The organism is Enterobacter asburiae (assembly GCF_008080435.1).
Lineage (GTDB): Bacteria > Pseudomonadota > Gammaproteobacteria > Enterobacterales > Enterobacteriaceae > Enterobacter > Enterobacter asburiae_C.
On the sequence record NZ_VRKN01000007.1, the window covers coordinates 52,665 to 71,614 of the forward strand.

Annotated in this window: 15 protein-coding genes; 6 read left to right on the top strand and 9 right to left on the bottom strand. The window is 55.1% G+C overall.

Annotated elements, in window-relative coordinates:
* Nucleotides 1-2 precede the first annotated feature (2 nt).
* Together FU672_RS14730 and araD are read left to right on the top strand one after the other, a co-directional pair.
* Complete coding sequence (locus tag FU672_RS14730) at nt 3-863, top strand: L-ribulose-5-phosphate 3-epimerase (RefSeq protein ID WP_148243783.1); 861 nt, start codon at nt 3-5, stop codon at nt 861-863.
* On the top strand, nt 857-1,552 hold the full coding sequence (araD, locus tag FU672_RS14735; RefSeq protein WP_148243784.1) for an L-ribulose-5-phosphate 4-epimerase: 696 nt from the start codon (nt 857-859) through the stop codon (nt 1,550-1,552). The genes FU672_RS14730 and araD overlap by 7 nt, the downstream gene beginning before the upstream one ends.
* On the opposite strand, the gene FU672_RS14740 is transcribed toward araD, so the two are convergent.
* Nucleotides 1,553-2,362, bottom strand: coding sequence for an AraC family transcriptional regulator (locus FU672_RS14740; protein ID WP_148243785.1), 810 nt, complete (start codon nt 2,360-2,362; stop codon nt 1,553-1,555).
* A gap of 225 nt (nt 2,363-2,587) precedes the next feature.
* Between FU672_RS14740 and FU672_RS14745 the strand changes: the two genes are divergently transcribed.
* Both FU672_RS14745 and FU672_RS14750 read left to right on the top strand, forming a co-directional pair.
* Nucleotides 2,588-3,988, top strand: coding sequence for an MFS transporter (locus FU672_RS14745; protein ID WP_148243786.1), 1,401 nt, complete (start codon nt 2,588-2,590; stop codon nt 3,986-3,988).
* 10 nt (nt 3,989-3,998) lie between these two features.
* Nucleotides 3,999-5,948, top strand: a complete 1,950-nt coding sequence (locus tag FU672_RS14750; protein WP_148243913.1) for a glycoside hydrolase family 127 protein — start codon at nt 3,999-4,001, stop codon at nt 5,946-5,948.
* A 69-nt stretch (nt 5,949-6,017) separates the two neighbouring features.
* On the opposite strand, the gene FU672_RS14755 is transcribed toward FU672_RS14750, so the two are convergent.
* On the bottom strand, nt 6,018-6,758 hold the full coding sequence (locus tag FU672_RS14755) for a MipA/OmpV family protein (protein WP_148243787.1): 741 nt from the start codon (nt 6,756-6,758) through the stop codon (nt 6,018-6,020).
* 117 nt (nt 6,759-6,875) lie between these two features.
* Between FU672_RS14755 and FU672_RS14760 the strand changes: the two genes are divergently transcribed.
* Nucleotides 6,876-7,841: a LysR family transcriptional regulator gene (locus FU672_RS14760; RefSeq protein ID WP_148243788.1), complete on the top strand. Its 966-nt coding sequence runs from the start codon at nt 6,876-6,878 to the stop codon at nt 7,839-7,841.
* On the opposite strand, the gene aldB is transcribed toward FU672_RS14760, so the two are convergent.
* From aldB to FU672_RS14795, 7 genes are all read right to left on the bottom strand, one after another.
* A complete protein-coding gene (aldB, locus tag FU672_RS14765) occupies nt 7,838-9,376 on the bottom strand; it encodes an aldehyde dehydrogenase AldB (RefSeq protein ID WP_148243789.1) in 1,539 nt (512 codons plus the stop codon). The genes FU672_RS14760 and aldB overlap by 4 nt on opposite strands.
* A gap of 86 nt (nt 9,377-9,462) precedes the next feature.
* The gene (gene yiaY, locus FU672_RS14770; RefSeq protein WP_148243790.1) at nt 9,463-10,614 is read right to left on the bottom strand and encodes an L-threonine dehydrogenase; all 1,152 of its coding nucleotides are present in this window, start codon (nt 10,612-10,614) and stop codon (nt 9,463-9,465) included.
* A 157-nt stretch (nt 10,615-10,771) separates the two neighbouring features.
* Nucleotides 10,772-12,637, bottom strand: a complete 1,866-nt coding sequence (gene selB / locus FU672_RS14775) for a selenocysteine-specific translation elongation factor (RefSeq protein ID WP_148243791.1) — start codon at nt 12,635-12,637, stop codon at nt 10,772-10,774.
* Nucleotides 12,634-14,019, bottom strand: a complete 1,386-nt coding sequence (gene selA / locus FU672_RS14780; RefSeq protein ID WP_148243792.1) for an L-seryl-tRNA(Sec) selenium transferase — start codon at nt 14,017-14,019, stop codon at nt 12,634-12,636. The genes selB and selA overlap by 4 nt, the downstream gene beginning before the upstream one ends.
* 103 nt (nt 14,020-14,122) lie before the next feature.
* On the bottom strand, nt 14,123-14,731 hold the full coding sequence (locus FU672_RS14785; RefSeq protein ID WP_148243793.1) for a glutathione S-transferase: 609 nt from the start codon (nt 14,729-14,731) through the stop codon (nt 14,123-14,125).
* A 90-nt stretch (nt 14,732-14,821) separates the two neighbouring features.
* A complete protein-coding gene (locus tag FU672_RS14790) occupies nt 14,822-15,958 on the bottom strand; it encodes an HlyD family secretion protein (RefSeq protein WP_148243794.1) in 1,137 nt (378 codons plus the stop codon).
* Nucleotides 15,959-15,960: 2 nt separating this feature from the next.
* Nucleotides 15,961-16,317: a DUF3302 domain-containing protein gene (locus FU672_RS14795; protein ID WP_148243795.1), complete on the bottom strand. Its 357-nt coding sequence runs from the start codon at nt 16,315-16,317 to the stop codon at nt 15,961-15,963.
* A gap of 656 nt (nt 16,318-16,973) precedes the next feature.
* Here FU672_RS14795 and FU672_RS14800 point away from each other — a divergent pair.
* Complete coding sequence (locus FU672_RS14800) at nt 16,974-18,881, top strand: PTS mannitol transporter subunit IICBA (protein WP_148243796.1); 1,908 nt, start codon at nt 16,974-16,976, stop codon at nt 18,879-18,881.
* Nucleotides 18,882-18,950 lie beyond the last annotated feature (69 nt).

Sequence of the window (18,950 nt, forward strand, 5' to 3'; positions counted from 1 at the left end):
CTATGCGTCAGCATCCGTTAGGGATTTACGAAAAAGCGCTGCCAAAAGATCTCTCCTGGCCCGAGCGCCTGGTTCTGGCAAAAAGCTGCGGGTTCGATTTTGTTGAGATGTCGGTTGATGAAACCGACGAGCGTTTATCACGCCTCGACTGGAGCACCACGCAGCGTACCTCTCTGGTGGAAGCGATGCTGGAAACCGGCGTGGCGATCCCGTCCATGTGTTTGTCAGCCCACCGTCGCTTCCCGTTTGGCAGCCGCGACGAGACCGTGCGTGAACGCGCCCGCGAGATCATGACCAAAGCCATTAAGCTGGCGCGTGACTTAGGTATTCGCACCATCCAGCTTGCGGGTTATGACGTCTACTACGAAGAGCACGATGAGGGCACGCAGCAGCGCTTTGCCGAAGGGCTGGCGTGGGCCGTCGAGCAGGCCGCCGCCGCGCAGGTGATGCTGGCGGTGGAAATCATGGATACCGCGTTTATGAACTCCATCAGCAAATGGAAAAAGTGGGACGACATGCTCGCCTCGCCGTGGTTCAGCGTTTACCCGGACGTTGGCAACCTGAGCGCGTGGGGCAACGACGTCACCGCCGAGCTGACGCTGGGCATTGACCGCATTGCGGCTATTCACCTGAAAGATACCCAACCCGTCACCGCGCAAAGCCCCGGGCAGTTCCGCGACGTACCGTTTGGCGAAGGCTGCGTCGATTTTGTCGGCGTCTTTAACACGCTGAATAAGCTGAACTATCGCGGCGCGTTTCTGATTGAAATGTGGACCGAAAAAGCAAAAGAGCCGGTGCTGGAGATTATCCAGGCACGCCGCTGGATTGAAGCCCGTATGCAGGAAGGAGGCATGACATGTTAGAACAACTCAAAGCCGAGGTGCTGGCAGCAAACCTGGCGCTGCCCGCCCACCAGCTGGTGACCTTTACCTGGGGCAACGTCAGCGCAGTGGACCGCCAAAGCGGCATGATGGTGATTAAGCCCTCCGGCGTGGAGTACGACGTGATGACGGCGGAGGATATGGTAGTGGTGAATATCGCCACGGGCCTGGTTGTCGAGGGTAATAAAAAACCCTCTTCAGACACGCCCACCCATCTTGCGCTGTACCGTCGTTATCCGGGGATCGGCGGCATCGTGCATACCCATTCTCGCCACGCCACCATCTGGTCGCAGGCGGGGCAGGACTTACCCGCCTGGGGCACAACGCACGCGGACTATTTCTACGGAACCATTCCCTGCACGCGCCTGATGACCTCGGCAGAAATTGCCGGGGAATACGAGTATCAGACGGGCGAAGTGATCATCAAAACCTTCGAGGAGCGCGATCTCAGCCCAATGCAGATCCCGGCAGTGCTGGTCCACTCCCACGGCCCGTTTGCCTGGGGTAAAGACGCTGCCGATGCGGTCCACAATGCCGTTGTACTGGAAGAGTGCGCGTACATGGGCCTGTTCTCACGCCAGCTTGCACCGCAGTTGCCGGTTATGCAGCAGGAGCTGCTCGACAAGCATTATCTGCGAAAGCACGGGGCGAATGCCTATTACGGCCAGTGATCAGCCGGAATTAATATGCTCTTTACAGTACCGCCGTTTCCAGACGGCGGGTGTTAGCCCGGTATGCTTTGAAAAGATCTGCCGAAAATACCCCACGTCATTAAAACCGCAGCGGGTTGCCACTTCGGTGAGCGAGGCGGAGCCATCCAGCAACAGCTTTTCCGCTGCCCTGACGCGCTGGCGATGTATCGCCTCCGTCAGGGTTAAATGGAAAGTCCGGCGAAACACGCGTCCGAGGTAATCGGCATTGCAGTGCAACGCTTTTGCCAGTTGCGACGTAGAAAGGGGCAAATGAAACTGCGTGCGAATAAGCTGCTTCGCCTTCCACGCTATCGCCGCACCGGCTTCATCAGCTTTATCTTCATATCCTGATGAAATGGAAATTTGCTGCAAAATCAGTAATAAAATGATTTCCAGCGCCACGCTTCGCTGTAATTTCTCCTGCTCACTCAGGAACTGGCGAAAAAGAGAAATCACATACTGTGCATCCCTCACTCGGCAATGTTGTTCTATTGCCAAATTTGGCAACCGGGGCGGGTGATGCTCAACCTCAAAATGCAGCCAGTAAAATTTAAGATCGGCCGGAAAGTCGTCCACGCCCACATGGCGTCGGTCTGGCCAAAGCAGCAAACTCTCTCCTGCTTTTACCTCAAATAACGTGCTTTCTTCCTGGATCGTTAATGTCCCTTTTTCGACAAAAATAATCTCCCATGACGTTAATTTTCGCGCAGGGTGGCGGCCTACGCCCCGGGAGATAAATAACCCGCCATTCTGGACCTTAATCGGAAGCGCTATGGATAATTCAAGCATTGATATTCACCATTCCGCTTTTATTGCCATTAATATTCAACTTACGCTTTGATTATTAATTAATATTCGAATAACTGTCCGATCGGAATCACATTTTTATCATCAGGTCGGAATCGTCATCTTTTTATACTTTTCCCTTCCCTTGTTGGCCTTTCCATTCGGTGCAGAATAAATGAGTACCTTGCACAAATACGATAATAAATTCGATTACCGAGGAGTTACTTCATGACTTCCACACCGATTACAGAATCAGACGTGACACAAGAGGCAACAGATGGCCACTTGTCCATCCGCGAAAAAATTGGCTACGGCCTGGGGGATGCTGGCGGTACGGTTATTACCTGCCTGATCATGAATTTTCTGACCTTTTTCTATACCGATATTTTTGGTCTGACGCCTGCGCTCGTTGGCACGCTCTTTATTGCCTTGCGTGTATTTGACGCCATTTCCGATCCGGTAATGGGCATTATTGCTGACCGCACGCAAAGCCGCTGGGGGCGCTTTCGCCCGTGGCAGCTGTGGGTTGCCTTCCCGATCGGGATTATCGGCGTACTGACTTTCACCGTTCCGGAAGCCAGCATGGGCGTGAAAATCGCCTGGGCATTCGGTACCTATTTGCTGTTGTCCGTGGGCTATACCGCCATCAACGTGCCCTACTGCGCATTGATCAACACCATGACGACCCGTCACAGTGAGGTGATCTCCTGCCAGTCATGGCGCTTTGTACTCTGCGGCGTTGCGGGCTTCCTGGTCTCGGTGGGTCTGCCGTGGCTGGTCGCGGAACTGGGCCAGGGCAATGCCGCAAAAGGTTACCAGCTAGGCGTCGGGGTGCTGTGCGCTGTCGCCGTGGTAATGTTCCTGTGCTGCTTCTTCTGGGTACGTGAGCGCGTCCCGCTGGCGCTGATGGGCAAATTCACCCTGCGTGAGCATCTGGCCGGTTTGCGTAAAAACGATCAGCTGCTGCTGATGCTGGTGATGTCGTTCCTGCTGATCAACGTCTTCAACATTCGTGGCGGCGGGTATATGTACTTCATCACCTACGTGCTGCAGGGCAGCACCGCTTATACCTCGCTGTTTTTCACCATGGTGACCTTTGCGGCCATTCTGGGCGCGGTGATCGTCAGCCCGCTGTCGCGCCGTATTGATACCGTCAAACTCTACTCCTGCACCAACCTGGTACTCGCCGCGCTCGCGGTGGGCATGTGGTTCCTGCCAGGCGGCCCGGCCCACCAGACACTCTGGCTGATCGTCATTTTGAGCAACGGCGTCATTCTCGGGTTTACCCTGCCGCTGCACTTCTCGCTGATGGCGTTTGCCGATGACTACGGCGAGTGGAAAACCGGCGTGCGTTCGTCGGGCATGAACTTCGCCTTCAACCTGTTTTTCATCAAACTCGCGTGGGCGTCCAGCGCCGGGATCATCAGCCTGATGTTTATCGCCGTCGCCTACCAGCCAGGCGCGGGCAATCAAACGCCGGCTTCACTGCAGGGTATCACCGCCATGGAGACGCTGCTCCCCGCCCTTTTCCATCTGCTGCTGGCCGTCTCTATCCGCTGGTGCAGACTCAACAACCCTGTGATGTCGCGCATTGCCACCGACCTGCGCCAGCGTCACGTACCATCCTGAGGAGAACATGATGTCCATAATGGAAGCCGACCTGCATAAACTGAAAATTAACGACCCGTTTCTCGGGCAGTATCAACGACTGGTGCGTGAGGTAGTGATCCCCTACCAGTGGGATGCGCTAAACGATCGCGTGACGGAAGCCGAACCCAGCCACGCCATCACCAACTTCCGCATTGCGGCGGGCCTGGAACAAGGTGAATTCTACGGCATGGTGTTTCAGGACAGCGACGTCGCGAAATGGCTGGAGGCCGTGGCGTGGTCGCTGTGCCAAAAGCCTGACCCGGAACTGGAAAAAACCGCCGATGAGGTGATTGCGCTGGTCGCGGCGGCGCAATGTGACGATGGCTATCTCAACACGTACTTTACGGTAAAAGCGCCCAACGAGCGCTGGACGAATCTGGCCGAATGCCACGAACTATACTGCGCCGGACATATGATTGAAGCGGGCGTGGCGTATTTCCAGGGGACCGGAAAGCGCCACCTGCTGGACGTGGTGTCCAGGCTAGCGGACCATATCGATAGCGTGTTTGGCCCGGGCGAAAACCAACTGCACGGCTATCCGGGCCACCCGGAAATCGAGCTGGCGCTGATGCGGTTGTATGACGTCACGCAGGAGCCCCGCTATCTCACACTGGTGAAATATTTCATCGAACAACGCGGCGTGCAGCCTCACTTTTATGATATCGAGTACGAGAAACGCGGCAGAACGTCATACTGGAACACCTATGGCCCGGCATGGATGGTCAAAGACAAAGCCTACAGCCAGGCGCATCAGCCAATTGCAGAACAACAAACCGCCATTGGACACGCGGTGCGTTTTGTCTATCTGATGGCGGGCATGGCGCATCTGGCTCGCCTGAGTCATGACGAGGGTAAACGGCAGGACTGTCTGCGGCTGTGGAAAAACATGGCGCAGCGCCAGCTGTACATTACCGGTGGAATCGGCTCACAAAGCAGCGGCGAGGCGTTCAGCAGCGATTACGATCTGCCCAACGATACGGTGTATGCCGAAAGCTGTGCCTCTATCGGTCTGATGATGTTTGCCCGCAGGATGCTGGAAATGGAGGCCGACGGCCACTACGCCGACGTGATGGAGCGCGCGTTATACAACACGGTACTCGGTGGCATGGCGCTGGACGGAAAACATTTCTTCTATGTAAACCCGCTGGAGGTACATCCGAAAACGCTGGCGTTCAACCATATCTACGATCACGTGAAACCCGTCCGCCAGCGCTGGTTTGGCTGCGCCTGTTGCCCGCCGAATATCGCCCGGGTGCTGACCTCGCTGGGGCACTACATTTATACCGTCCGCCAGGATGCGCTTTTTATTAACCTCTACGTAGGCAACGATGTCGCCATACCGGTTGGCGACGAAACCCTGGCGCTGCGAATTAGCGGTAATTATCCGTGGCATGAAGAGGTAAAAATTGAAATTACCTCTCCTGCTCCCGTCACGCATACGCTAGCCCTGCGGCTGCCGGACTGGTGTGCCACGCCTGACGTTTCATTAAATGGAGAAGCGGTAACGGGCGAGCTCTCCCGTGGATACCTTTATCTGAGCCGCAGCTGGCAGGAGGGTGACGTCATTACGCTAACATTACCTATGCCGGTTCGCCGTGTGTATGGCAACCCGCAGGTCCGCCAGCAGGCGGGGAAAGTCGCCCTGCAGCGCGGACCGCTGGTTTATTGCCTGGAAGAGGCCGATAACGGTGCGAACTTACATAACCTCTCCCTGCCAGCTGATAGCGAATTTCGGGTCTTTGAAGGAAAAGGGATATTCGCCCATAAGATGCTGATTCAGGCAGAGGGGATAGGATGTCACGTGAAGGACACGGATGCACTGTGGCAGTACGACCGCTCGCCGGTACAACGTCAGCCCCAGACGCTGACTTTCATTCCCTGGTTTAGTTGGGCTAATCGGGGAGAAGGAGAGATGCGGATCTGGGTGGATGAAGGCTGAATATCTGCGGCCTGTTGCCCTCACCCCAACCCTCTCCCACGGGAGAGGGAGTAAACAGGCTTTACCGCATCAGAAGCGCCAGGTCAGGCCGGTCATCAGCGCGAAGCTGTCGTCGCGGTCGATCATCGGGCTGTTCTTCACGTCGTCAGGCAACACGGTGTAGACCGCGCTGGCGTTGAGGTACAGCTTCTGGGTTAACTGATATTTAGCTGCCAGGCCAACGTATGGCGTCCAGCTGTCACCGGCGGTGTATTCATCCAGACCTGAGCGGCGAGACTCGCTGCCGGATACGCCGTAGTAGTAGTCGTTATAGCTTTCGTCGCTATAGAAAATACCGACAGAGGGCGTCAGGGTCAGGCGTTCCATCCTGATTGGACGGAAGTAAGATACCTCACCGATCACGCCGCCGCTTTCATCCGTGGCATCACCCGAGACCGCCACTTTCAGCGAACCCCAGCTTTCATGGCGGTAGTACGCGCCGCCGAGGAAGGCAGAGGCTTTACGTTCATCAAGCTGTTTCATCTGATGGTCGTCGTTGTCATCAGGATCAAAATGCAGCGGCATCCACGACGCGGTCAGGCTGAATTCATTTTTTGCGTCTTTCCACAGGATCCATCCTCCGGTGGTCTGGCGAACGTAAAAGCGATCGCCTTCGTAGCTAATTAGCGGTACTGCAGTAGTATTTTCGTTATAGCCTTTGTAAGGAGACTCATTAAATACAGCCCCCGCTCCAAGTGAAAAATCACCGGCCATTGCTGAGGATGTTGCAAATAACGTGGCAGCGATGAGTAAATTGTATTTAATAGTCATTACATGTAATCCATTAAAATGCCAAACAAGCGAGGCGCATAATAATGGTTACAAATTTGCCAATGCAACGCTGCGGTTTATATAATATTATATATAAAATCATATAGATGGGTGCGCATGATGAATAAATTACAGCTAAAACCACGCGAATTAAAAATTATATCCGTCATCGCAGCCACCCACAGCATTGGTGATGCCGCCGCCCTGCTGGGCATGGCGCAGGCCAACGTCAGTAAATATCTGTCTGATTTTGAAACGCGGGTTGGACTGAAGGTTTTTGAGCGCACCACGCGGCAACTGGCCCTTACTCAGTTTGGTGAAGCGTTACTCCCTTACGTTAATGCCACGCTGGACAAGAACAGTCAACTCGTTAATTTTATTGCTGATTATAAGCATGAAAAGCGCGGAAAAGTCACAATCTATGCCCCTACAGGTATCGTAACCTATCTCGCGCGCCACGTGATTCATCAGATAGTAGACATCGGTGACATCCGCATCTCCCTGAAAACCTACAACCTGGACCGGAATGAATTTTCAGAAGGCGTTTCCTTTCCTGATGACTGCGACATTTTAATTACCTATGCGCAACCGAAAGACGAAAGTCTGGTCGCCAGTGTTTTGACAAAATATTCCGTTACGGCATTCGCAACCGTTGAGTATTTAAATAAACACCCCTTAACGGGACCTGAAGATTTAATTAATCACTCCTGTATTATGATTGACTCCATGCTGGTCGATGATGCAAACATCTGGCGTTTCCGTGTGCACGGCAGTGATAACGTGCATGACTACCGGGTGACCGGTAATTATATTTGCGACAATACGCAGACGGCCCTGGAGCTGGCAAGAAATAATCTTGGAATTGTGTTTGCGCCAAAAGAGAGTCTGAAGAAAGAATTAACGCAAGGGATGCTGGTCCCCTGCTTCCCGCATCAGGAAGAATGGTGGCTCGATCTGACCGCCATATTCCGCAAACGCGAATACCAGCCCTGGCGTGTGCAATACGTTCTGGATGGCGTTCTGAACTGCCTGCGCCAGCAAATTGCTCAGGCCGCCCATGGACGGCCTGAACTGGGCGATTAGAACAGCCCCAGCGGTTTATCGGAGTAGCTGACCAGCAAACATTTCGTCTGCTGGTAATGCTCCAGCATCATCTTGTGGGTTTCACGCCCGATGCCCGACTGCTTATAACCGCCAAAAGCCGCGTGTGCCGGATAGGCGTGATAGCAGTTGGTCCATACGCGCCCGGCCTGAATGCCTCTGCCCATTTTATAGGCCAGATTACCGTTGCGGCTCCAGACGCCAGCCCCCAGGCCATACGGCGTGTCGTTGGCAATCTCCAGTGCCTCCTCCATCGTTTTGAAGGTGGTCACGGCCAGCACCGGTCCGAAAATTTCCTCCTGGAAGACACGCATGTTGTTCTGACCGAACAGGATCGTCGGCTCAAGGTAATACCCTTCCTGCAGATCCCCGCCGAGCACTTTACGGCGACCGCCGGTCAGAATATCCGCCCCTTCTTTCTTGCCGATATCAATATAGTTGAGGATAGTTTCCAGCTGTCCGTGCGAGACCTGCGCGCCCATCTGCGTGACGTTATCGAGCGGGTTACCGCTGCGGATAGATTCAACGCGGCGAATGGCCCGCTCCATAAAGCGTTCATAGATGGACTCCTGCACCAGCGCGCGGCTTGGGCAGGTGCAGACTTCGCCCTGGTTAAACGCAAACAGCGCAAACCCTTCCAGGGCTTTATCGAAGAAGGCATCCTCTTCCTCCATCACGTCCGCGAAGAAGATGTTCGGGGATTTCCCGCCCAGCTCCAGGGTCACCGGAATGATGTTCTGGGTGGCATACTGCATGATCTGCTGACCCACTTCCGTCGACCCGGTAAACGCCACTTTAGCGATCCGTTTAGAGGTAGCCAGATACTCCCCTATCTCTCCGCCCGCACCGTTGACCACGTTAATCACACCCGGCGGCAGAAGATCGCCAACGATTTCCATCAGCAGCAGCACCGAGAGCGGGGTCAGACGCGCCGGTTTCAGCACAATGCAGTTCCCGGCCGCCAGCGCGGGCGCCATTTTCCAGCTCGCCATCAGCAGCGGGAAGTTCCACGGAATAATTTGTCCGACGACGCCCAGCGGTTCGTGGAAGTGATACGCCACGGTGTCGCTGTCTACCTCACTTATTCCGCCCTCCTGAGCGCGAATACAGGAGGCAAAATAGCGGAAGTGGTCGATGGCCAGCGGCACGTCTGCCGCCATCGTTTCTCTGATCGGCTTGCCGTTATCCCAGGTTTCCGCCGTCGCCAGCAGCTCCAGATTCTGCTCCATCCGGTCGGCGATTTTGAACAAAATGGCCGCGCGATCCTGAACGGAGGTTTGGCCCCATTTATCTTTCGCTTTGTGCGCCGCATCCAGCGCCAGATCGATATCGCGCTTGCCGGAGCTGGCTATCTCGCACAGCGGCTGGCCGGTAACGGGGGTCAGGTTGGAATAGTATTCGCCGTCGACGGGAGCCACCCAGTCGCCGCCAATAAAGTTGTCATAACGAGGCTTCAGCTTGAGGGGAAAACCATACTCGCCGGGCTGGATACGCGATGAGGGAGGATTGTTTGTCATGACCATCTCCTTGCTGTTGGTGTACAACAAGGGTAGTTCCGGCTGGCGATTTTCTCGCCAACCGGTAACGGTGTTTACGACAGGGGTCACATCGCGGCGTGATAAATCGCCACTATTTCATCATGGGTAGCCTGAACGGGATTGGTGAACCCGCAAGCATCCTTCAGCGCATTGGTCGCAAGAACCGGAATATCTTCCTCTTTGACGTTCAGTTCGCGGAGACCGGACGGGATATTCACTTTATGAGCCAGGGCACGAATTTCCACGATGCACGCCTGTGCACCCTGCTCATCAGTCATCTTGCTAACATCTACGCCCATGGCTTCTGCACAGTCGCGCAAACGGGCTGCCGCCACTTTACTGTTAAACACCTGAACGTGTGGCAGCAGTACCGCATTACATACGCCGTGTGGAAGGTCGTAAAAACCACCCAACTGATGCGCCATCGCGTGTACGTAGCCTAAGGAAGCATTGTTAAACGCCATGCCAGCGAGGAATTGCGCATAGGCCATCGCCTCGCGTGCCCGCGCATTACTGCCTTCTTCAACAGCATGCACCAGATTTTCGCTGATCATCGTCACTGCTTTCAGCGCACAGGCATCCGTAATCGGTGTGGCTGCCACGGAAACATAGGCCTCAATCGCGTGGGTCAGGGCATCCATGCCGGTTGCCGCGGTTAGCGATGCAGGCATCCCTGCCATTAGAGAAGAATCGTTGACGGAAAGAACTGGTGTGACATGTTTATCCACAATAGCCATTTTAATATGGCGCGCCTCATCGGTAATAATACAGAAGCGTGTCATTTCAGAGGCTGTACCGGCGGTGGTATTAATGGCAATCATTGGCAATTGCGGTTTTGCCGAGCGATCAACACCCTCATAGTCACGAATATCTCCGCCATTAGCGGCCACCAGTGCAATACCTTTTGCACAGTCATGTGGCGATCCACCGCCCAGTGATATAACGCAGTCACAGTGGTTGCTCTTTAATATTTCCAGACCAGCAGCAACGTTTGCCGTTGTTGGATTCGGATGTGTGCCATCGTAAATCACACTGGAAATATCGCGTTCTTTAAGCGCGTTTTGGATATCAGTAGCCATACCCAGTTTGCTAAGCATCGCGTCGGTGACAATCAGCGCGCGGCGCCACCCGTAGTCGCGCATGCTATCCATTGCGGAAGATAATGAATCAGAACCAATAATATTCACGGAAGGAATATAAAATACGGATGCAGCCATAATAAATCCTCAAAGAGATATAAACTATCGGCAGCATACGGAAAATATTATCTTAAAAATATGATCAAAAACCTGTTTTTGCGTACACCTTCGCAGGTTTAACAAATTACTCCCTGCGAAGGTGTTCATTAATATATAAATCTATTTCAATCTATTCTTATTCTGTATTAGTCCCGGTTTTCGTTTCAGGAAATAATAACGAATCGCGTAATAAATGATCGTTACCACGACGGCGGGTAAAGCCGATGCGGTTGAAATACTCCAGGATCTGAATCGCCAGCTTGCGGCCCACGTTCAGCCTGTCGCGGAAATCAGCTGCGCAGGTAGAGCCCCGCTCCTGATCCAGCTCGCGGATCAGGTTGGCAAACGCCACAATACGATCGTTACGGTAATAACGATCTTTCACGATCGCGACTATCAACCCCTGCTGCGCCGCATGGCGCAATACCTGACGCATCGCCTGCTCGTCGGTGCTCGTTTCGCGAGCGAGATCGCGAACCCACCACGGCTCATCGCCAAACAGTGGGGCCACTTTTTGCCATATAGCCTCTTGCTCTGCGGTGAACCCGGCCTTGTGATCCGGCAGATGCAGCCAGCCGTGGTGGCTTTTGATCGTCCCGCTTTCGCGCATGTTTTCAATCAGCAGCAGCACCAGCGCGTCGTCTTCCATCGGCAGCGCCATGCGTCGCAGACGCTCACGGCCCGGGCCAGGCTCATCCTGATGCTGTTCATGGTACGTTGCGAGCGTGTTCAGTATTTTACGCTGCCAGTGTGCAGCAACCGGGGCATTGAGCAGGCTGTTGCCAGCCTGAATAAAGCCCGGATGCTGGGTCAGCTGGCGTAAGCCTTCCCCGCTCAGCTGGCGTGCCCATGCAAAATCACTCAGGCTCACCGCACCGCGATCGAGATGCACCCGCAGCGCGGCGTTATCATCGCTGGCCTGCGCCAGCGCTGCCAGCCACTGCAGATATTCAGGTTTACGCTTGCCGCGTCGCGGTGGATTCAGCGCGACGACCCGTGCTCCGGCCAGCGTTTCCCGCGCTGAAATATCACGCAGTACCAGACGATCGTTGTCTGCAAGCCAGAGCGGTGAATCGAATACCAGTTCGGCAAGGTCGTTTTCCAGCAGCGACACGCGCCCGGTGATATGGCTCACCGCGTGGTGAATATGCAGCGGCTGCCATTGGGTCAGGGGCATGTGCGTCTGCAGGGAGACAATGACGCGTTCAGACGGCTCAGGTGGGGCATCGGCCAGCAGCCAGTCACCGCGGTTAAGCTGCTCTTTTTCTGCATCCCCGGCAATGTTCAGCGCGATCCGTTGCCCGGCATGAGCACGCTCTGCGGGCTGGTTTTGCGCATGTAAGCCGCGCACGCGCATCGGTTTGTTAACGCCCGTCAGCCACAGGCTATCCCCCACTTTGACTTCACCGCTCAGCGCCGTACCGGTAACCACCAGACCCGCGCCTTTGACGGTAAACGCCCGATCAATTGCCAGACGAAAGCGGTGATAGCTGGCGTGGTCACGCGACGAAAGTTGCTGTAGGTGGTGGCGAAGTTCATCGATACCGCGCCCTTCTGTCGCCACGGTGACAAAAAGCGGTGCATCGGCAAAACCATATTCCCGCAAGGTCACCTGTACCGTTTCGCGCACCTCGCTGACGCGTGCGTCATCCACGCGATCGGCTTTGGTCAGCGCCACGGTCAGCTGCGGGTTACCGGTCAGCTGCAGGATCGCCAGATGCTCACGGGTTTGTGCCATGACGCCATCATCGCAGGCCACCACCAGCAGAGCATGATCGATGCCCCCCACACCCGCCAGCATGTTGGACAGAAACTTTTCATGCCCCGGAACATCAATAAAACCCAGTACGCGGCCATCAGGCTGGGGCCAGTAGGCATAGCCCAGATCGATGGTCATCCCGCGCTTTTTCTCTTCCGGCAGGCGGTCGGCGTTTATGCCGGTAATCGCCTGCAGTAACGTGGTTTTTCCGTGGTCGACATGACCGGCGGTGGCAATAATCATTTCAACAACATCTCCAGAAATCGCTCTTCATCTTCAAGGCAGCGCAGATCCAGCCACATTCGGCCATCGTAAATCCGCCCGATAACCGGCGCAGGCAGGCCACGCCAGCGCGACGACAGGGCTTCAAGGTGACTGCCGCGCCCGTCACGCGGGGTGAACGTGAGCGCTTCACTCGGCAGCCTGTCCACCGGCAGCGAACCGCTGCCAATCTGCGACTGGCAGGGTTCAATGTGAACGTCAAAATCGGGGTAGTGCGGGGCAATGCGCGGCAGCAGCAATTCGGCCTGGGCGCGAATCGAGGCGGCATCGCGGCTTAACAAACGCAGCGTGGGCAGGCGGTCGGCCAGTTTCTCCGGGTGGAGATACAGCCGCAGCGTCGCGTCCAGCGCGGCAAGCGTCATTTTATCGGCTCGAAGGGCGCGCTTGAGCGGATGCTGCTGCAGCTTCGCAATCAGCTCGCGCTTGCCGACGATAATCCCGGCCTGTGGCCCGCCCAGCAGTTTGTCGCCGGAAAAGCTGACCAGGCTAACGCCCGCCGCAATCATCTCTTGCGGCATCGGTTCTTTCGGCAGACCGTACTGGCTCAGATCCACCAGCGATCCGCTGCCGAGATCGGCAATCACCGGAATATTCAGTTCGCGACCCATCGCCGCCAGCTCCGCCTCTTCAACCGTTTTGGTAAAGCCTTCAATATGATAGTTGCTGGTGTGGACCTTCATCAGCAGGGCGGTATTTTCATTCACCGCCGCGCGATAATCTTTCGCATGGGTACGGTTGGTGGTGCCCACCTCATGTAGCGTGCAGCCCGCCTGGCGCATCACATCCGGAATACGAAACGCCCCGCCAATCTCCACCAGCTCGCCGCGGGAAACCACCACCTCTTTGCCGCTGGCGGTAGCCGCCAGCATCAGCAGTACCGCTGCGGCGTTGTTATTCACAATGCAGGCATCTTCCGCGCCGGTCAGCTGGCACAGCAGGTCCGCCAGCGCCCGGTCACGATGCCCGCGTCCGGCGCCGTCCAGATCGTACTCCAGCGTCACGGGGGCTCGCATGGCCTGCGCGACCGCAGCAACCGCCTCTTCCGCCTGCTGCGCGCGTCCCAGGTTGGTATGCAGCACGGTACCGGTCAGGTTAATCACCGGGCGTAACGCGCTTTGCGCTTTCTCGTCCAGCCGGTGTTCAACTTCCTGCTCCCACGCCGTGCACCAGTCGGGCAAGGCGTTTTCTGCCTGAATCGCGCACCGGGCTTCGTCCTGAAGCAGGCGTAACATCTCCACCGTCGCGGTATGGCCGAAGCGCTCAACAACAGCATGAATGCGGGGCTCGCGAAGAAGACGGTCGGTAGCGGGGATCTGGCTGTACAACGAATGATGAGTAGTCATGAAAGCGCCTGGCGAGTAAATATCTTCCCCCCTCCCGACGGGAGAGGGAGTTAACATGTGGAGGGATTGTACCGCCTCCGACGCCGAAGTGTTATAACCCGCATCAAGCCTTTGGCGGTTCGGTACGGGCAAAGCTCTCGCGGCTAAAAAGCGTGTCCGCAAGTTTCACCAGCAGCGGACGGTCTACGCACCAGCCAGGGGAAACGCGGCGGAAGTTGAGATAGCCGATGGCGCAGACGATGGCGATGGTTGCCAGGTTCAGGCTGTCGGTGTGAATCTTTCCCTCCCGGATAAGCTGTTCGCACCTGTCCAGGCTGCGGCTGATTTTTTCCCGTTGGCGTAACAGTTCCGTTTCCGACTGCTGGGCGGCGGGCCTTGCCTGTTCACGTACGGAGGTTAACGCCGCATCCATAATGCCATCGGCCAGGGCTTCAATTTGTTTCACTGCCAGCGCCGCTTTTGGGTCAGCCGGAAGCATTGCCGGGGCAACGCCCAGCAGCTCGATATACTCCGCAATAATCGGGGAATCGAACCAGTATTCGCCCTCGTCCGTCACCAGCGCCGGGACTTTCCCCAGCGGGTTGTACTGCGCGACGCCGTTTTCAGCGTTGTAGGGCTGTTCATTGATGAATTCAAATTCAATCCCTTTCTCCAGCAGGAGAATCGAGATCTTTCGCACGAAGGGACTGGTGTAGCTACCGATGAGTTTCATTGCCTGATCCTTGATGCCGGAAAAAAGTCAGTATGGATCAAGCGATGAAAAAAGGGCAGGTATGCGTGTCGCATTCCTGCCCCGGAAGGATTAGTGATCGAGATAGAGGTAGTGCATCCAGCTGGTCATGCGCAGCAATACTTTACGCATCACCGAGACGTGGGCGAAATGGTCCGAGTAGACCGCCACCTGGGCATAGATACCGTCTGGCAGCGCATCGACTTCCGCATTCGGATCCAGTTCGATAGTGCCCAACACACCATCCGTTCCCGGTACCACCGTCAGCGACTGCAGCGCGCCCTGCGCCTGATAAGAGCCTCCCGGCACCACCGGCAGAATCGCGGTGAGCTTCCCGGAGAACACCTGACCAGGCAGCGCGTTAAACACCACTTCCGCTTCATCACCCGGCTTCAGACGCAGCAGCGAGTTCTGACGGAACTGGGCCACGATCTGACGCTTCTGTTCAGGAATAAAGACCATCACCGGACGCAGAGGCAGCGCGGCGGCATACGTCCCCGGACGGATCAACACCTGGGTGATGTAACCATTGCTTGGCGCACGTACCACGGTCTGATCCAGGTTGTATTTGGCTTCGGCAAGCTGAGCGCGTAATGAGGCAATCTGCGATTGTTCGCCGTTCACCATGCTGTCCAACTGGCTTTGAATCTGCGTCTGTGCAGCAACGGAGCCTTTTACCAGCGCATCCTGCGCGAGATAGTTCTGCCGCGCGTTGTCGATATCACTTTCAGAGAAAGGATTCACCTTCGCCTGGCTGCCTTTCAGGTAACGCTGATAATCTTTATACAGGCGGTCACGCTCTGCGGAGACGCGCGTCGTATTGGCGACGGCCTCCACCAGCTGCGCTTTCAGATTGTCGATATTGTGCGTCGCGGTTACCAGGTCGGCCTGGAGTCTGTCGACGCGCGCCTGGTAGCGGCCTGGATCAAGTTTAAATAACACTTCGCCTTTTTTAATAAGCTGGTTATTTTTATCGGTCACTTCACTGACCACCCCGGTCACCTGCGGTGTAATCGGAATAGAAATAACCGCCTTTTGCGCCATAAAGGTGTACGGGTGGTTATAGTTCATTAGAAGAATAAGTCCGGCAACAATAAACACCCCGCCTAATGTCGCGGTGGCAAGCGTCCACTGGTTTACCGGAATACGGAATATTTTAAAAATCACCCAGGCAAATGCCACATAGGTCAAAATAATTAACAGATCCATGATTAACGCTCCAGCGGGTTCTTATCAGCAGCAGGCTTTACCGCGGCCAGCTTTTGTTCGAGTTCCGCCACGCGTTTGGCGAGCGCATCCATGCCCGGAACCTCATCAGGCTTTGTGATGTGGTTTTGCATACCCCAACCGCGATCTTCACGGTACAACGTGGCCCAAATCCACAGGAACGGCCAGATGGCATGGAGCGTAAACAGGCTAATCCAGCCTGCCGTATGAATCGCATCGGCATGGGGATGGTTACGCTTTTTGGCCATATTATAAGGGATGTCATGGATGGCGATGATTCCGTAAAAGAGAACCAGAAATACAAAAATCAATACGCCCAGCGCAAAATAGTTGAGAAACATATTCTCCTCACTTAAACAACGTCAACTCATTAAATTAATAAAACGGTACGCAACCTAATTAATTTTTATAAACACGAGGTTGTGCTTACTATTTCCGAGCCGGGGAGTATCGGTTTTTATAATATCTCCATGCAAGTTTATAAGCGTGTCAAAATATATCCTGAACAATAATAGACTTAACCTTACAATATGAGCGTAATCCACCTTTTAACTTTTCGCCATACCACACATCAAAAGTGGTTTTTTAGCTTAACGTGTCATGCCAGATCATCCTGACGCCGAATCGCCAGGCAGAGTTTGCCGCCGATCACAGCCGGAGAAATCTGCATAAAAATATTTTGTGAAATCAGTCACAATCCAGAAACAAACACACAAAATCAAAACGTGACAGCGGTCACATAAAAGGGTTGTTTTTGCTTTATTTCTCGCCATCGTATTTTTTTTGCCCATCTATTTTGTGATTAAGATCACCTCATTGATATCCACACCCCCTACATTTACGTGATATGTGTCACACAAATTTTCACTGTCTGGACAGTTGAACGATTCAGTGCCAGATTTCACAGCATCAGAACAGGGCCCGGCTACCTCTGCCGCCTCATTAACAATAAACCTCGGGCCGTAAGCCTAAGCGTAAACAGAAGAAGGGGTGTTTTATGTCATCCGATTTCAAGATCAAAGTTCAAAGCTTTGGTCGTTTCCTCAGCAACATGGTGATGCCAAATATCGGCGCGTTTATCGCGTGGGGTATCATCACCGCATTGTTCATTCCGACAGGGTGGTTGCCTAACGAAACGCTGGCGAAACTTGTTGGCCCAATGATTACCTATCTCCTGCCACTGCTCATCGGTTTCACCGGTGGTCGTCTGGTGGGCGGTGACCGTGGTGGCGTAGTGGGTGCCATTACGACCATGGGTGTTATCGTCGGTGCGGATATGCCGATGTTCCTCGGTGCGATGATTGCCGGTCCTCTGGGCGGCTGGGCGATTAAGAAATTCGACGTCTGGGTTGATGGTAAGATCAAATCCGGCTTCGAAATGCTGGTGAACAACTTCTCTGCGGGCATCATCGGGATGATCCTCGCGATTCTGGCGTTCCTCGGCATTGGCCCTGCGGTTGAAGTGCTATCTAAAATTCTGGCGGCAGGCGTTAACTTCATGGTGGCGCACGACATGCTGCCGCTGGCGTCTATCTTCGTAGAACCGGCGAAAATCCTGTTCCTGAACAACGCCATCAACCACGGTATCTTCTCGCCGCTGGGGATTCAGCAGTCACACGATCTCGGCAAGTCCATCTTCTTCCTGATTGAAGCCAACCCGGGTCCGGGTATGGGCGTTCTGCTGGCGTACATGTTCTTTGGCCGCGGCAGCGCTAAGCAGTCTGCTGGCGGTGCGGCGATCATCCACTTCCTGGGCGGTATCCACGAAATATACTTCCCTTACGTGCTGATGAACCCGCGTCTGATCCTGGCCGTTATCCTCGGCGGTATGACCGGCGTGTTCACCCTGAGCGTGCTGGGTGGTGGTCTGGTGTCTCCGGCCTCTCCGGGTTCTATCCTGGCGGTGCTGGCGATGACGCCAAAAGGGACGTACTTCGCAAACATCGCGGCGATCTGTGCGGCGATGGCTGTCTCCTTCGTGGTCGCTTCTATCCTGCTGAAAACCAGCAAAGTGAAAGAAGAGGATGATATCGAAGCGGCAACCCGTCGTATGCACGACATGAAAGCCGAATCCAAAGGCGCTACCCCACTGACGGCGGGTGATGTTTCTAACGACCTGAGCCACGTGCGTAAAATCATCGTTGCCTGTGATGCCGGTATGGGTTCCAGCGCAATGGGTGCAGGCGTGCTGCGTAAGAAAGTGCAGGATGCGGGCCTGACCAACATCTCCGTGACCAACAGCGCCATTAACAGCCTGCCGCCGGATGTTGACCTGGTCATCACGCACCGCGACCTGACCGAACGTGCCATGCGCCAGGTACCACAGGCACAGCACATCTCGCTGACCAACTTCCTCGACAGCGGCCTGTACACCAGCCTGACCGAACGTCTGGTTGCCGCGCAGCGTCACGAAGACAACGAAGTAAAAGTGCGCTCCAGCCTGCAGGACAGCTTTGACGAGAGCAATGCCCACCTGTTCAAACTGGGTGCGGAAAACATCTTCCTCGGTCGTACAGCGGCAACCAAAGAAGAAGCGATTCGCTTTGCCGGTGAGCAACTGGTAAAAGGCGGCTACGTTCAGCCTGAATATGTCGACGCGATGCTGGAACGCGAAAAACTGACGCCAACCTACCTGGGCGAATCCATCGCGGTGCCGCACGGTACAGTTGAAGCGAAAGATCGCGTCCTGAAAACCGGCGTCGTATTCTGTCAGTATCCGCAGGGCGTGCGCTTCGGTGAAGAAGAAGACGACATCGCCCGTCTGGTGATTGGTATCGCCGCTCGCAACAACGAGCACATTCAGGTGATTACCAGCCTGACCAACGCGCTGGACGATGAGTCTGTTATCGAGCGTCTGGCACAGACTGAAAGCGTTGACGAAGTTCTGGCTCTGCTTAACAAGTAACAGCGCCTCTTCCCTCTCCCCCCGGGGAGAGGGCTAGGGTGAGGGGAAAAAGTTCCTCACCCCAGCCCT